10 protein-coding genes are annotated in these 13,563 nt (G+C 74.7%); all 10 read right to left on the bottom strand.

Features of this window, described 5'->3' with window-relative positions; all coding sequences use genetic code 11:
- Nucleotides 1-137 precede the first annotated feature (137 nt).
- The 10 genes from ACPXCS_RS23280 to ACPXCS_RS23235 all read right to left on the bottom strand — a co-directional run bounded on the left by ACPXCS_RS23280 (nt 138) and on the right by ACPXCS_RS23235 (nt 13,555).
- Nucleotides 138-1,496 carry a serine hydrolase domain-containing protein gene (locus ACPXCS_RS23280; protein WP_425948660.1) on the bottom strand — a complete coding sequence of 453 codons (1,359 nt, stop codon included), beginning with the start codon at nt 1,494-1,496 and terminating at the stop codon, nt 138-140.
- An 89-nt stretch (nt 1,497-1,585) separates the two neighbouring features.
- On the bottom strand, nt 1,586-2,794 hold the full coding sequence (locus ACPXCS_RS23275) for a cytochrome P450 (RefSeq protein WP_425948661.1): 1,209 nt from the start codon (nt 2,792-2,794) through the stop codon (nt 1,586-1,588).
- A gap of 1,113 nt (nt 2,795-3,907) precedes the next feature.
- The gene (locus tag ACPXCS_RS23270) at nt 3,908-5,662 is read right to left on the bottom strand and encodes an ABC transporter ATP-binding protein (protein WP_425948663.1); all 1,755 of its coding nucleotides are present in this window, start codon (nt 5,660-5,662) and stop codon (nt 3,908-3,910) included.
- The gene (locus ACPXCS_RS23265; RefSeq protein ID WP_425948665.1) at nt 5,659-7,398 is read right to left on the bottom strand and encodes an ABC transporter ATP-binding protein/permease; all 1,740 of its coding nucleotides are present in this window, start codon (nt 7,396-7,398) and stop codon (nt 5,659-5,661) included. The genes ACPXCS_RS23270 and ACPXCS_RS23265 overlap by 4 nt, the downstream gene beginning before the upstream one ends.
- Complete coding sequence (locus tag ACPXCS_RS23260) at nt 7,395-8,756, bottom strand: SagB/ThcOx family dehydrogenase (protein ID WP_425948666.1); 1,362 nt, start codon at nt 8,754-8,756, stop codon at nt 7,395-7,397. The genes ACPXCS_RS23265 and ACPXCS_RS23260 overlap by 4 nt, the downstream gene beginning before the upstream one ends.
- 11 nt (nt 8,757-8,767) lie before the next feature.
- Nucleotides 8,768-10,147, bottom strand: coding sequence for a YcaO-like family protein (locus ACPXCS_RS23255; RefSeq protein ID WP_425948667.1), 1,380 nt, complete (start codon nt 10,145-10,147; stop codon nt 8,768-8,770).
- On the bottom strand, nt 10,144-11,625 hold the full coding sequence (locus tag ACPXCS_RS23250) for a CocE/NonD family hydrolase (protein ID WP_425948668.1): 1,482 nt from the start codon (nt 11,623-11,625) through the stop codon (nt 10,144-10,146). The genes ACPXCS_RS23255 and ACPXCS_RS23250 overlap by 4 nt, the downstream gene beginning before the upstream one ends.
- Nucleotides 11,622-12,470, bottom strand: coding sequence for a hypothetical protein (locus ACPXCS_RS23245; protein ID WP_425948669.1), 849 nt, complete (start codon nt 12,468-12,470; stop codon nt 11,622-11,624). The genes ACPXCS_RS23250 and ACPXCS_RS23245 overlap by 4 nt, the downstream gene beginning before the upstream one ends.
- 92 nt (nt 12,471-12,562) lie before the next feature.
- Nucleotides 12,563-12,676: a streptamidine family RiPP gene (gene amiA, locus ACPXCS_RS23240; protein ID WP_240797855.1), complete on the bottom strand. Its 114-nt coding sequence runs from the start codon at nt 12,674-12,676 to the stop codon at nt 12,563-12,565.
- Nucleotides 12,677-12,733: 57 nt separating this feature from the next.
- Nucleotides 12,734-13,555, bottom strand: coding sequence for an ABC transporter ATP-binding protein (locus ACPXCS_RS23235; protein WP_425948670.1), 822 nt, complete (start codon nt 13,553-13,555; stop codon nt 12,734-12,736).
- Between the last annotated feature and the right edge of the window lie 8 nt (nt 13,556-13,563).

The raw sequence follows: 13,563 nt of genomic DNA, 5'->3' as shown, positions 1-13,563 counted from the left end.
CCCGCGCTCGGGCGATGCGGTCCGGCGCGTGGTCGGATCGCGCGGATCCGGCGTGATGTGACGGCGCGGTGAGGCGCGCGGCCGGACGACGTGTGCGCGGCCTCGCGCGGCCGGCCGCCACCGGTGCGGCGCCTGTGTCAGTCGGAGCCGGTACGGCGCGCCGTGCGTCCGGAGACCTGCAGGCGGTCGATGACCCCGGTGTCGGGGTCGCGATGGAAGCGGCCACCCGGTTCCACCCGGTCCGTGGCCGGGTCCAGCAGGTCGCAGGACAGGTCCGGGTAGCACACCAGCGGAATGGGGCAGTCGCCGTCGACGGACAGGGTCGGCCTGCCGTCCCCGTCGAGCTTGACCGTGTACTCGGTGCTCCCGTTGCGGTACGTCCCGGCGCAGTCCGGGAGCGCCACGGCCGGTCCGCGGCGGTGGGTGCCGGCGGCCGGGGCGGTGGGCACGCGGATGCCGGTGACCCGGGCGAGTTCCGCGGCGATGTCGCGCCACAGGGCGGTGGCGGCGCCGGCGTTGCCGGTGAAGGCGACGACGATCCCGCTGTCGGGGTCCGCCCGTAGATGGCAGGAGGTGCCCTGGGCGTTGCCGTCGTGGCCGCACCACACCCGGCCGTCCTGCCGGAAGAGGGCGAGGCCCAGGCCCCAGGCGTCGGCCAGCGCACCGGGGTCGGCGGCCGGTTCGGGGCATCGCATCGCATCGGCGACGGCGGCCGGCAACGCGGCGGACCTGCCGATCACGGCCCGGCCGAGAGCGGCCAGATCCTCGGCGCTCGCCAGCAGGGCTCCGGCCGGAGCCTCCACCGGAGCGAGGTTCTGCCGAGCCGGGCGCACCAGGCCCGTGGCCGTGTTGAGGGCGTGGCCACTGGCGAGTGGCCGTGCGGGTGCGGCGTCACCGAGGAAGGCGGGCGCGATGCCCAGGGGCTCCAGGACGAGCGCCGTCACCGCCTCCTGCCAGGTCATGCCCGTCACTTCGGACAGGATGCGGCCGGCGGCCACGTAGCCGGCGTTGGAGTACGAGAATCCGGTGCCCGGCGGGAAGAGGGTGTTCCGGGCGGTGCAGACCGCGGAGAGGTAGCGGGCGGGGGTGGTGCCCGCGGCGCTGTCGGAGTCGGGCCCGGTGGGCAGGCCGGCCGTGTGACTCAGCAGGTGCCGCACCGTCACATCGGGTATCCCCCCGGCTAACTCTGGCAGTAAGCCCGCGACGGGATCGTCCAGTTCCAGGTCTCCGTCGTCGGCGAGGAGCAGAGCGGCCGCGGCTGTGGCGGTCTTGGTGACGGAACCCAGGGGGACGGCCGTCCCCGCAGTGAACGGGGTGTTCGTCCGGGCGTCGGCCGTGCCGGTGTGCACGCTGAGGACGTCGCTTCCGGTGTGCACGGCCAGTTGGGCGCCGGGCACACGGTGGGCGCGCGCGAGGGAGTCGAGGCGGCTGCTCAACTCCTGCTGCGAGAAGGTGGGCGGCCGGTGGGCGGCCGGAGCGGCGGTGGGGTACGGCATGGGGAGGTGACTCCTGGCGTGAGCGGGTGTGGAGAGGAGAGTGCGGCCGGTCCGCGGGTGAGCGGTGCGGGAGGCGCGCGTGGAACGTGCTACGGCCGGGTGACGGCGACCGGCAGGTGGCGTACGCCGACGATGACGGCCGGGTTCTGGTACGTGACGTCCTCGTACGAGGGCACCTCGATGGAGGAGAAACGTTCCATCATCATCTGCAGGGCGATGCGGGCTTCCAGCCGGGCCAATGGGGCGCCGAAACAGAAGTGGATGCCGTGGCCGAACGTCAGGTGAGGATTGGGGTCGCGGGCCGTGTCGAAGACGTCCGGCGAGGTGAAGCGGGAGGGGTCGCGGTTCGCGGCTCCCAGGTGCACCATCAGCAGCGTGTCGGCGGCGATCTCGTGACCGCCGAGCGTCACCGGCCGGGTGGTGCGCCGGCCCAGCTCGGGGAAGGGCGGCAGCCAGCGCAGGACTTCCTCGACGGCGTCCGGCACCCGGTCCGGATCCCTCCGCAGCGCCGTGAGCGTGCCGGGGTGCCGGTCGAAGGCGACCACGGCGTTGCCGAGCAGCGCGGTGGTGGTGATGTGCCCGGCGACCAGCAGCAGGGCGACGAACCCGACGATCTCCTGGTCCGCCAGTCGCGTGCCGTCCACCTCGGCCGCGAGGAGCCGGCTCGTCAGGTCGTCACCGGGGTGGGCGCGGCGGTGCCGGATGTGGTCCAGCACGTAACCGTTCATCTCGCGCACGGTCGGGGCGATGGCCTCCAGCGCACGTTCCAGGTCGGCCATGTCCAGGCTGTCGCCGAGCTGGTCACCGCCGAAGAGGGTCGCCGCCCATTCCTGGAACAGCCGGTGGTCCTCGGCGGGGATTCCGAGGAGTTCGGCGATCACGATGATCGGCAGGGGGTAGGCGAGGGTGTCGACCAGGTCGAAGCGGTCGTGGTCGGCGACGCCGTCGAACAGCCGCGCGCAGACGGCCTCGATGCGCGGTGCGAGTCCGTGGATCACGCGCGGGGTGAAGGCCTGGCTCACCAGGGTGCGCAGCTTGCGGTGTTCGGGCGGGTCCATGCCGACGAAGTTGCCTTGCGTGAACGCCTCGAAGTCCTCCTGGGTTGGGGCGATCGGCGTCATGTCGGAGGAGTACGTCGCCGGGTCGGACAGGACCGACGAGACGCCTAGGTGGTCCACGACGTGCCACTGCCGCCGCTCCTCGTCGTACGTCACGGGGCCCGCGTCGCGTAAGGACCGCCATCGCCCGGGTAACGCGTCGAGCGGCGATTCGGCCCCGGTCAGCTGTGTGCTTGTCACCGTTTCTCCTTGGGTGAGGGCGCGCCTGCCCGGCGGTGGGCCACCGACCTGCGCGGTGGCGGACCGCGGGCAGCACCGGCCGTCACGGGTTCGGCCATCGGGGTGAGGCGCTGCGAGGCGGTTGTCGCTCCGCGCCAGGTGGACCATGGCACGGCTCAGCGGGGTCGGCCCACCGAGGACGGCCGGCTTCGCCACTTCTCAGGGCATTCCGGCCCGGGCGTCAGCGGAACTGAGGACTGGACAGGCGCGGCGGGGCGGCGGTTCCGAGCGGTCCGGACGCCCGCCGAGCCGCGGACAGGCCCGCACGTGCGCAGCCCGGCAACACGCGCCCAGGGCACCTTGCAGACACCACCACGTCCCCCCAGTGACTACTCCGCGCAGCAGCCCTGCGCAGAACTCCCTGTCCTTCGATTCACGTGTCACGAACGCGCTTCGACACGATCATCCCGACCGAGTGCGCTCACAGTTTTCACGTTGGGTCACAGGATGGCAACCCCCCGAAGTTGACGGGAAGATGGCCGTTCAGCAGCCCACCAAGAAGGCCGTGTATCCCGCCCTTTCACAGGCAAACCCGTAACTCGGAAAGAAAGTTGGGCGGCATCCCGACACCCCGGGGCACCACCCCACCCGATGTCCATGGCCGCACGGCCACCCGCCTGCCCATTCGGCCGGATCGGCCGGACGGCAGCATTGCCGCAGCGGCCTCGACGAGGCGCTACCGGGCGACCTTCAAGGACCCAGAAATCGCAGCGCCGCCGTCTGCCGGCCCCCGGCATCTCTTTTGAGTCAACCCTGACCATCACGGTGGCCGCTTCAAGTTCTCCGTAATAGATGATCATTGTGCGCAAAGCCAAAGGAAGATCGAGGCGATCCGTAGGACCACGAGATGTGCGGTGGGCGCTTTGGCGAGAACGTGGCGACAGCCGGAAACTGCTTGATACCCTGCTGAAGCGGCATGCGACGGTGGAAGGTACCGTCAGCGATTCGGAGGCGGAGACCGGTGTCGCGCAGTCGCGTCCACGGTTCGAGCACCCGCTTCAGACGGTGAAGCGACGGATCCGGGCCTCGGCCTGCCATGCGCATTTCCGGCCAAGCAGCTGGTCGTCACCGGGCTCAGGAGGGTATGGAGAGCACGCGGTTGAGCGCGCTGCCGGGGCGGCTGGTGAGGTCCTCCCAGGTTCCCTCCTCCGTGATGCGGCCCTGCTCGAGGACGGCGATGCGGTCGGCACGGCGGATGGTGGCAGGCCGGTGGGCGATGACGATCGTGGTGCGGCCCTCCTCCCGCAGCGCGGCGGCGAGCTGGGCGTCGCCGGTGTTGTCCAGGTGGGCGGTGGACTCGTCGAGGACGAGGACGCGCGGGCGTACCAGCAGCGCGCGGGCGAGGGCTATACGGGCCCGTTGTCCTCCTGAAAGGGTCGCGCCGCGTTCGCCGACGAGGGTGTCCATCCGGGCGATCCGGTCGACGCCGCACCGGCGCGCCGTCGTGGCGAGCAGGTCGTCGTCCGCTTCGGGTGCGGCGAGCCGCAGGTTCTCGGCGAGCGTGCCGTGGAAGAGGGGTGTCTCCTGTCCCACGAGGACGACCGCCCGCCGCAGTTCGGGGTCGCTCACCTCCCGGATGTCCACGGGGTCGCCGTGCGCGGGGACCAGCTGGACCGCTCCCTGGGAGGGGTCCCAGAAGCGGGCCAGCAGGTGCGCGCAGGTCGACTTGCCGGCTCCCGAGACACCGACCAGGGCGAGGGTCCGGCCCGGCGGGACGGTCAGGTCGACGCCGTCCAGCACGGGCTGTCCGCCGTAGTCGAACCGCACGCCGCGCAGCCGGACGCCCAGCGGCCCGGGCGGCAGGGGACGGGGAGCGGCGGGCGGCGGGGCGAGGGCGGGCGCCTTGACGGCGGCTCCCACGCGGGCGGCCGCGGCGCGCAGCGCGACGGCCTGGCTCAGGGCGCGGGCCGACTCCGCGACCGGGCCGAGGACGGACAGGGCCAGGGCCATCGCCGCCGGGGCCCACGCGCCGTGCAGCCGTCCGGAGGTCACGGACTGCGCCGCCGCGGTGACCACGCCGAGGACGGCGGCCACGATGAGCAGGTCACGGACCGATGCGGCGACGGCTTCCCAGGTGGCCTCGGCGCGCTGGGCGTCGCCCAGCTGCCGTCCCCGCTCCGCCAGCGTGCGGCGGCGTTCGGCGAGCCGGCCGAAGGCGAGCAGTTCGCGCAGCCCGTCGACGGTCTCCACGGTGTCGGCGGACAGCCTCGCCGCGGCCGTCCGGGTGCGGTTGCCGCGTGCCGCGCGCCCGTGCGCGTCGGCGAAGGGCGCCGCGGCGAGCAGGGCCGCGACCGGGAGGACGGCCGCCAGCAGCCAGGGTTCCGCCACGGCGAGGACCAGGGAACCGCCGGTGAACACCGTTCCCGACGCCAGCAGTTGGGCGGTGGTGTGGGCGTAGAAGAACTCCAGCGCCTCCACGTCGGCCATGGCCGTGGCGGCGAGGTCGCCGCTGCGCCGGGCCCCGATGCGGGCGGGCGCGCTGCGGGCGAGTCCGTCGAAGACGCGCACCCGCAGCACGGCCAGGACCCGGTAGGCCAGGTCGTGCGAGAGGTCCATCTCCCGCCAGGTCGTCAGGGCACGGACGAGGACCAGGGCGACCAGTGCGGTGACGGTGGCGGCCGAGGGGGCTCGCCCTTCGATGACGGCGGTACCCACGGTGTGTGCGGCCAGGGTCACCAGCGCGACGAGGGAGCCCTGTTCGAGGAGGGCGGCGGCGCAGGTGCGGACCGTCATGGCGCGGTGAGCGGCGAGGGCGGGGAGGAGGGCCCGCAGTGCGCCTCGCGCGGGCGCGTCCGCTTCGGACAGGGTGGTGGCGGTGGCGGTGCTCATGCGGCGAGTTCTCCTCGGTGGGCGCGGCCGGCGTCGACGAGCCGCGCGTAGACGCCGCCGGCCTCGACGAGGCCGGCGTGCTCGCCCACGGCGTCCACCCGTCCTTCGTCGAGGACGACGATGCGGTCGGCGTGCCTCACGGCGGCCAGCCGGTGGGCGACCACCAGGACGGTCCGGCCGCTCGCGGCGTTCATCAGTTCCCCGAGGATGTCCGCTTCGCGGCGCTCGTCGACCGCGCTGGTGGCCTCGTCGAGGACCAGCACCGGGGCGTCCGCGAGCAGGGCGCGCGCGAGGGCGAGGCGCTGGCGCTGGCCGCCGGAGAGGGTGGCGCCGCGCTCACCGAGGACGGTGGCGTAGCCGTCGGGGAGGGCGGCTATCTCGTCGTGGATCCCGGCGACGCGCGCCGCCCGGATCAGATCGTCGTCCGTGGCGCCGGGCCGGGCCAGGCGCAGGTTGTCGGCGATGCCGGCGTGGAAGAGGTACGTCTCCTGCGACACCACGGCGATGCCCTGCCGCAGCGAGTCGAGGGTGTACTCGGTGGTGGGGCGCCCGTCGAGCGTGATGCTGCCCTCCTGCGGGTCGTGGTGACGCAGGAGCAGCGCCAGCAGCGTGGACTTGCCCGCGCCGGACGGGCCGACGATCGCCGTGGTCCGTCCCGCCTGCGCGCTGAAGGAGACGCCGTCGACGGCCGGCGCCCGGGTGCCGTCGTAGGTGAACCGGACGTTGTCGAACCGCACTTCGGGCGGGGTCGTCCAGTGGGCGGGGGTCTCTCCGGTGTCGGGGACGGGCGGCTCGGCGGTGCGCAGGGCCGCGAGGCCGTCCGCGGCCGACGCGCCCAGGTATCCGGCGTGCCATTCGCGGGCCAGGTCGCGGACCGGCCGGAAGCACTCGGAGGCCAGCAGCAGCATCAGATAGGTGCCGGTCGCCGTGGTGGATCCGGTGACGGCCGACCAGCACGCCAGGAGCGCGGCCGCGGCGGTGCCGCCCTGGATGGCGAGGTCGGTGATGGCGGTGTCGACCAGGGACACCCTCAGTTTGGCGACGGTCGCCCGGTGCAGCGCGGCGGACCGCTCCTCCAGGCGTGCGCGGGTGCGCCCGACGGCGCCTGCGGCACGCAGGGCCGGCATGCCCTGGAGCGCCTCCAGGTAGTCGGCGCCGAGCCCTTCGTAGGTGTCCCAGTGCTCCTTGCCGCGGGCGGCCAGCAGCCGGTCCCAGGCGCGCGGACCGGCCAGGGCCAGCAGCAGGGCGGGGACGAGGCCGAGGAGTGCCCACGGTTCGACCACGGCCAGGGCGGCCAGGACCAGGGGCGGCACCGTGAGGGTGATCAGCAGCTGGGGCAGGTAGCGGGAGACATAGGCGTCGACGCCCTCCACCCCGTCGACGAGGGTGGTGCGGACCGCTCCGGCCCTCGCGGTGGTCAGGTGGGCCGGCCCCAACCTGCCCAGATGGGCCAGGAGTTCGTCCCGCAGAGCCACCCTGCCCCGGGCCCCGGCACGGGTGGCGGTGCGCCGCTGCCCCACGGCGAGCCCGGCGCGGGCGGCGACGACGCCGAGCACCGCGGCCAGCAGCCACGGCAGCCGGCCGGTGTCGCCGCGGGCCAGGTGGGCGAGCGCGAGGGCCAGCAGTGCGGCCTGAACCAGGTGCGTCAGGGTGACGGCGCCCTGCAGGAAGGCGGACGCGAGCAGGGGGCGCCGGGCGCCCCTGGTGGCGCGAAGCAGCTCGGGGTGGACGATCACGTGGTGTTCTCCTCGTCGGCGTGGCGGGTGCCGAGGGCCAGTCCGTGGACGACCCAGTCCCGGCCCGGGCGGGCACCGAGGGCGGCGCCGAGGTCCGCCTGCTGCCACGAGCCGACGGGCCGGGCCGCCAGCCCGTGGCGCAGGGCGGTGACATGGGCCAGGTGAACGGCGAAGCCGGCCCGCAGGTGGGTGCGGCGGATGTGTGCGGCGTCGGCGTCCGCCGGGCAGCCGTGGGCGAGCAGGACGGCGCCCGCGTCCGCGATCCACGCCTGGCCCGCGGCCCAGGCCGCGAGGGTCGGGCGGGCCTCTCCCGCCGCGTGCCGCCGCAGGGTCGTGCCGTCGTCGGACAGCGCCATCAGGGCGGGTCGTGGCGGGCCCACCGCGGCGCACCAGCGCAGGTCCCCGCGGTCCGGCCGTGCGGCGGTCGGGAGGACCTCCCGCAACATGCCGGTGCCCGCCCGTTCCGCGGTGGTGAGGACCGCCAGCAGCGCGTCCTGGGAGGGGGCGCCCGTCAGAGGCGGTGGGGTACTGCGGCGCGCCAGCAGTTCGGCCGGGGTCGCCGGGCCGCCCGGCGGGTCGAGGAAGCGGGCGCCGCCGCCCTGGTACGCCCGGCCCCGCCCAGCCTCCTGGTGCGCCCGGCCCCGCCCAGCCTCCTGGTGCGCCGGGCCCTGCCCGCCCTCCTGGTGCGCCCGGCCCTGCCCGTCCTCCTGGTGCGCCGGGCCCTGCCCGCCCTCCTGGTGCGCCCGGCCCTGCCCGTCCTCCTGGTGCGCCGGGCCGCCCCGCCCGTCGGGCGGCGGGACGTGCACGGTGGCCAGGGGGCTCTCGGTGAGACCGTCCAGCCGCACCTCGGGCTCGTCCGTGCCCAGCGCGCGTGCCGCGAGGAACAGGGCCGCGGCGGCGTGCCCGGTGTCCAGCAGCAGCAGCGGCCAGGCGCGGTGGCCGTAGTGGGAGACCGTACGCCGCGCGGTGACGGAGAGCTCGGCGGTCACGCCGGGCGGGGTGCCCTCGGGTTGCCGGCCGAGGTGGTGGACGCGGTGGCGCAGCGGGTCGTAGCCGTAGCGGCCGGGCGGCAGGGAGCAGCCCGCGCCCACGCGCAGTTCGGCGTCCACCGGGTGCAGCGCACCGGCGGAGGAGGCGGGCCTGAGGCGTCCGGAGTCGTCCGCCGCGGACAGCGAGTGGCGCAGCAGGGCCTCCAGGTCGAGGTCGGCCGGGCCGGCCGGCGGGAGGGGGCGCGGCGGTCCGGGCCAGGCCCGGACCGCTCCCCCGGCGGGTGTGTCGGGTCCGGGTGGCTGCGCGGAGCGTGCGCGGGCGAGGGCGGCGACGAGGTCCACCGGGCGGTCCTCGCGAAGGTCTTCCACGGGTGCGGCCCTCACATGTGCGGCGGAGGCGCCAGCGTGAAGTCCTCCGGCGCGCTCGGCGGGCTCGTGCGCCACCCTCGGGCGACGGCGGCCTCGGCGAGGCGCGGGCAGCCGAAGTAGCCGAAGGCGGCAGGGGCGTTGGGCAGCAGCCCGGAGACGAGGACGCGGGCGACGCGCAAGGGGGTCTCGGCCACGTCCTCCGTGGTGAGGTCGAAGGTCATCACACGGTGTCCGCCCGCGCGCAGCGTGCTGTCCAGCCGCTGCCGGCTGCCGTGTTCGACCTCGTCGAGGGACACGGTGTCGAGCGCCGGCGCGGTGAAGCGCCTGGCCTCGGCGGCCATCCGCTCGTCCAGCCACACCTGCACATGGGCGCCCAGGTCCCTCACGTGCTCGAACTGCTCGCCGCACACGTCGAGGTAACGGCCGTCGGACCGGTGGTCCAGATACAGCCCGCGGGCGAGCAGCCCGGCCTCCACGGCCTGGAAGACCCAGCCGTCGGGATCGGTCAGGCCCTGGGTGAACACCCAGGTGTGGACGGCTTCCAGGACGGCCTTGCGGGCCGCCTCGGCCGGGTCGTACTTGCAGGCGAACCCGGCCGCGTACAGGCCGAGGCGCGGGTCGTGCACGAGCGCGGCCATGCAGGGGGCGAACTCCGAGTACATCTCGACGATGTGGACGTCGAAGGCGGAACCGGCGAGGTCGTCGGCGAGGCCGGGCACGCTCGCCGGGTCGATGCCGCGAGCAGGGCCGTCCAGATGCCACCACAGTTCCAGGGCGTCGCGTTCGACGATCTCCAGCAGGCCCCGTTCGACGGCGTCGTCGAGGCCCTGTCCCGTGGCGATTCCGGCGTAGTTGAGGTGGTGGGTGCGGGGCAGCTGCCGCAGTTCGCCCTGCCGCCAGTTGAGGTGGGTGAGCGCGACGGGCGCCCAGACATCCGCCGTCCGTCCGCCGGGCAGCAGTTCGGTGCCGTGCGTCCACAGGGCCGGGGTGTCGGAAGTGAGGGGGCGGTAGGGGAACTTGTCCCGGGCGTACTGCCAGTCGGCGTAGGCGGGCAGGTCTTCCGGGCCGTACAACCGCAGGCCCTTGTCGGCCAGTTCGGTGGCGGTGGCCCGCACGGGGGCGTCGGGGTGGCCGGGCGGCGGGACGCGGTTGCCGCAGTACCGCTCCACTCCCTCGGCTATCGCGGCGACACGTGCCTGGCCGGGGTCGCCGAAGGTGGTGCCGAGGGAGACCCGGTCGGCGGGCCACAGGCCGTGTCTGCGGGCGTCGGCTATCTCGGCCGTGAGGGCGGTGTAGCGGGGCGGGGCGCCCGTGGGGTGCTCGACGGGCTCGACCTTGCGGACGATGCCGCAGACCGGGTCGACGAGTGCTTCCAGCGACAGCGTCGTCATCTCAGGATCTCCTCCGCGGGGTCGACGGGGGTGGGGCGGGACGGGAGCACGGGCAGGGTCAGCACCACGCCGTCCGGATCGATCTCGCGCCGGGAGGCGCGCAGCCGGCCGGCCGTCACCGGGTCCTCGCCGGTGTGCGGGTTGCGGGCGTGGGCCGGGAAGTGGTGCCCGGCGATCTCCAGGCGCAGCCGGGTGCCGGCGCTCAGCCGACGCGCGATCCGGCCGAGGCAGACGGTGAACGCGGCCTCGCGGCCCGCCCGTTCGTCGCGCCGGACGATTCCGAAGGCGAGTCCCACGGCGGTCCCTTCCGGAGCGAGGACGACCAGCCGAGCGGCCCAGTCGGCGGACGGTGTGTGGGCCGTGGCCCGCAGGCGCACGCTCACGGGGCCCACCACGTCGAGCGGACGCGGGAGCGGCGGGGTGACCAGCAGGCAGCGGTCGGGTGGGCCGTCGGCGGGGACGCTCAGATCGTCGGAGCGGACGGGCCGGCCGGGATCGGCGGTGAACGCGGCCCCGTGCAGCAGCCGCGGCCGTAGGGTGCGCGGTTGGCCCTCCGCGACGGCGGGCAGCCACAGATCGGCCCCGCCCAGGGCCTGTGAGCCGTGGCGGCCGGGGGCCAGTTCGCCGGCCAGGGCACGGCGGGTCCAGCGCACGTACAGCTCGCCGAGGTTCACCCGGTGGGCCGGGCCGGCGTCGGGGCCGGGTGTGGAACCGAGGCCGTGACCCCAGGGGCCCAGCAGCAGCCGCGCCGAGGGTCCGGCCCAGGCGTGCCAGAGTGCGACGGTGTCCTCGGTGAAGTGGTCGTGGTGGCCGCCCACCGCGAGCAGGGGCACGGTGGCGTCCGCCGCCCGCGCGATCAGGCGCCCGCGGTCGCGGTCCCGCCACAGGCCGGCCCAGGAGGGCAGCGCGCGGCCCAGCCGTTCGGGAAGGCCGGTGAGCGGCAGGTGGACGAGGAGACCGGGGTCCGTTGCAAGGGCCTTGTCGAGCGCGCTCTCGTCCGAGTCCGGTCGGTCGCCGTGGGCGGACCACCATCCGGCGCGGGACAGCAGCCGCTCCACGCCGGACGTCTCGCGGGCCGTCTCGGCCGGGCCGAGGGCGGGTACGGCAGCTATGACGGCGTCGGGCCGGGCGTCCCCGGGCGCGTCGAGGGCGAGGACGAGGGCGCAGTGGGCCGCGTAGGAGGCGCCGACGGCCACCAGCCGGCCGTCGCTCCACGGCTGGCGCCGGATCCAGCGGGCGGCCGCCGCGCCGTCGGCGGCTTCGCTCGCGAAGGGGTGCCAGTCTCCCCCTGAGGCGAACCGGCCGCGCACGTCCTGGACGACGGCGGCGAATCCGCGGCGGGCCCAGCCGTGTGCCTCGGCACGGTGCCGGGTCCGGTCGTACGGGGTGCGGATCAGCACGGCCGGGAAGGGGCCGTCGCCGGCCGGGAGGACCACGTCGGTGGCGAGTTCCGCCACGGTCGCGTCGAACGCCGTCATCCGTCCTTCTCCGGTATCGGTGCGACGTCGGGCACCGGGAGGACGGGGTGCTCGGTGACCGTCAGCGTGCGCAGGTCCACGCGGCGGAGCCGGCGACGGGCCGGGACGCCGGCCGCTTCCGAGGCGCCGGTGGCCCACCGGTGGAGATCGTCCGCGAGCAGCGCGGCGAGCAACGTGGCGGCGGGCGGGGAGAGCCGCACCGGGGCGCCGGAGGTACGGGGTCCGCTCCAGTAGGCGGCCAGTTCGCGGTGGGCGGGGGTGGCGGCGAGCCGCCGGGAACGCACGTGCGCCGAGGTGACGTCTCCGGGAGCGGCGGCCACCGGTTCCACGTACGCCTGCCAGCCCTCGCGGTGGCAGCGCAGCCATGCGACGCCACGGTCGGGCAGGGTGTCGGCCGCGCGCCACAACCCGTCCGGCACGGGTCCGTCGAGGCACCACACGACCGCGGAGCAGTCTCCGTCGAGCAGGTCCGCGACACTCACCGGTGATCCGCCCGAGGCGGTCCCGGTCACGTGCGGCCGGGCGCCGAGGGCGGCCAGCTGCGCGGCGAGCGGCTCTGTCAGGACCGGATCACCGAGGACGCGGACGTCCCGGCGAGCGGCGGGCCACTGCGACTCCTGTGGCCCTTCCGCCAGGTAGCCGACGTCCTCGAACGCGCGCAGCACACGACCGACTTCCTCGTCCATCGGGCCGGTGGCCGCGCCCGTGAGCCGGGAGAGCAGGACGTCCTCGTCGGCGCCCCCTGTCGTGACGCTGAAGAACTCCCCTTCCGGGGTCCGGACGGCGAGCCCTCGCCCGGGCACGGCGACGACCTCGGCACCGGGGACGAGTCGGCTGCGGGACACGGCGATCCTCCTGACGCAAGGGTGGGGTACGGGCGCGGGGCCCGCCCGGAAGGCAACGGGCGGGCCCCACTGTCGAGGGGGTGGGCCCTCGCTTACTCCTCGTTGTCGTCGAAGGGGTTCTCGACGAGCGCGTTGGAGTGGGAGGCCGAGGCGTGAGCCAGCTGACCCTGGTCGGCGATCGGCGTGAAGATCTGCTCGTTGTCCATGAACTCTCCTTGTTCGTACGGGAGTTGAGGCGCCCGGTTGAGCGCCGCGCCGCCACACTAATGAATCTGATTTTCATTTTCTAGGTCTGACAGGGGGTGATCTGGGTAACACACCGGCCAGCCTCCCTCGGGGTCCCTGCCGACCCGCCCGGCCACCTTCAGCACGTCCGCCAGCAACCCCGGCGTCACCACCTCGCCCGGTGCTCCGTCGGCCACCACACGGCCGTCGCGCAGGGCGACGACGCGTTCGGCGAACCGGGCGGCGTGGGCCAGGTCGTGCAACACCATCACCACGGTGAGCCCGCGTTCCCGGCGCAGGCGGACCACCGTCTGCAGCACGTCGAGCTGGTGGTGCAGATCCAGGTAGGTGGTCGGCTCGTCGAGCAGCAGCACGCGGGTGTCCTGGGCGAGCGCCATCGCGAGCCGGACCCGCTGCCGTTCGCCCCCGGACAGCGCGTCGACGTCACGGTCGGCCCACTCCCCCACCCCGACGTCCCGCAGCGCCCGGTGCACGACAGGGTCGTCCCCCTCGCGCAGCATGCCCAGCGGCCCGCGGGCCGCGTACCGCCCCTGACGGACGAGATGACGCACCGTCAGGCCCGGGACGGCCGGAGCGGACTGGTGCAGCAGGGCCACCCTCCGGGCGGTGGCCCTCCGGGACAACCGGGCCAGGTCGTCCCCTCCGAGGCGAACGCGCCCTTCGTCCGGTCGCAGCAGCCCGGCCGCCAGCCGCAGCAAGGTCGACTTGCCGCAGCCGTTCAGCCCGATGAGGGCGGTCAGTTCACCCGGCCGGACGGTCAGGTCGACGCCCCGCAGTACGGGTCGCCCGGGGTAACCGAAGTGGACCCCCTCGACGTGGATCCCCACGGACTCGGTCATGCTCTGTC

The sequence above is a fragment of the Streptomyces sp. DT190 genome, assembly GCF_049846985.1.
GTDB lineage: Bacteria > Actinomycetota > Actinomycetes > Streptomycetales > Streptomycetaceae > Streptomyces.
Note: the sequence above shows the minus strand (reverse complement) of the source record. Positions and strands in the feature narration are given on the sequence as shown.

Bases quoted from the DNA above. Each gene is read 5' to 3' on its own strand.
- ACPXCS_RS23280 (WP_425948660.1), bottom strand. From the start codon at position 1,496: ATGCCGTACCCCACCGCCGCTCCGGCCGCCCACCGGCCGCCCACCTTC.
- ACPXCS_RS23255 (WP_425948667.1), bottom strand. From the start codon at position 10,147: ATGACGACGCTGTCGCTGGAAGCACTCGTCGACCCGGTCTGCGGCATC.
- ACPXCS_RS23250 (WP_425948668.1), bottom strand. From the start codon at position 11,625: ATGACGGCGTTCGACGCGACCGTGGCGGAACTCGCCACCGACGTGGTC.
- amiA (WP_240797855.1), bottom strand. From the start codon at position 12,676: ATGGACAACGAGCAGATCTTCACGCCGATCGCCGACCAGGGTCAGCTG.
- ACPXCS_RS23270 (WP_425948663.1), bottom strand. From the start codon at position 5,662: ATGAGCACCGCCACCGCCACCACCCTGTCCGAAGCGGACGCGCCCGCG.
- ACPXCS_RS23235 (WP_425948670.1), bottom strand. From the start codon at position 13,555: ATGACCGAGTCCGTGGGGATCCACGTCGAGGGGGTCCACTTCGGTTAC.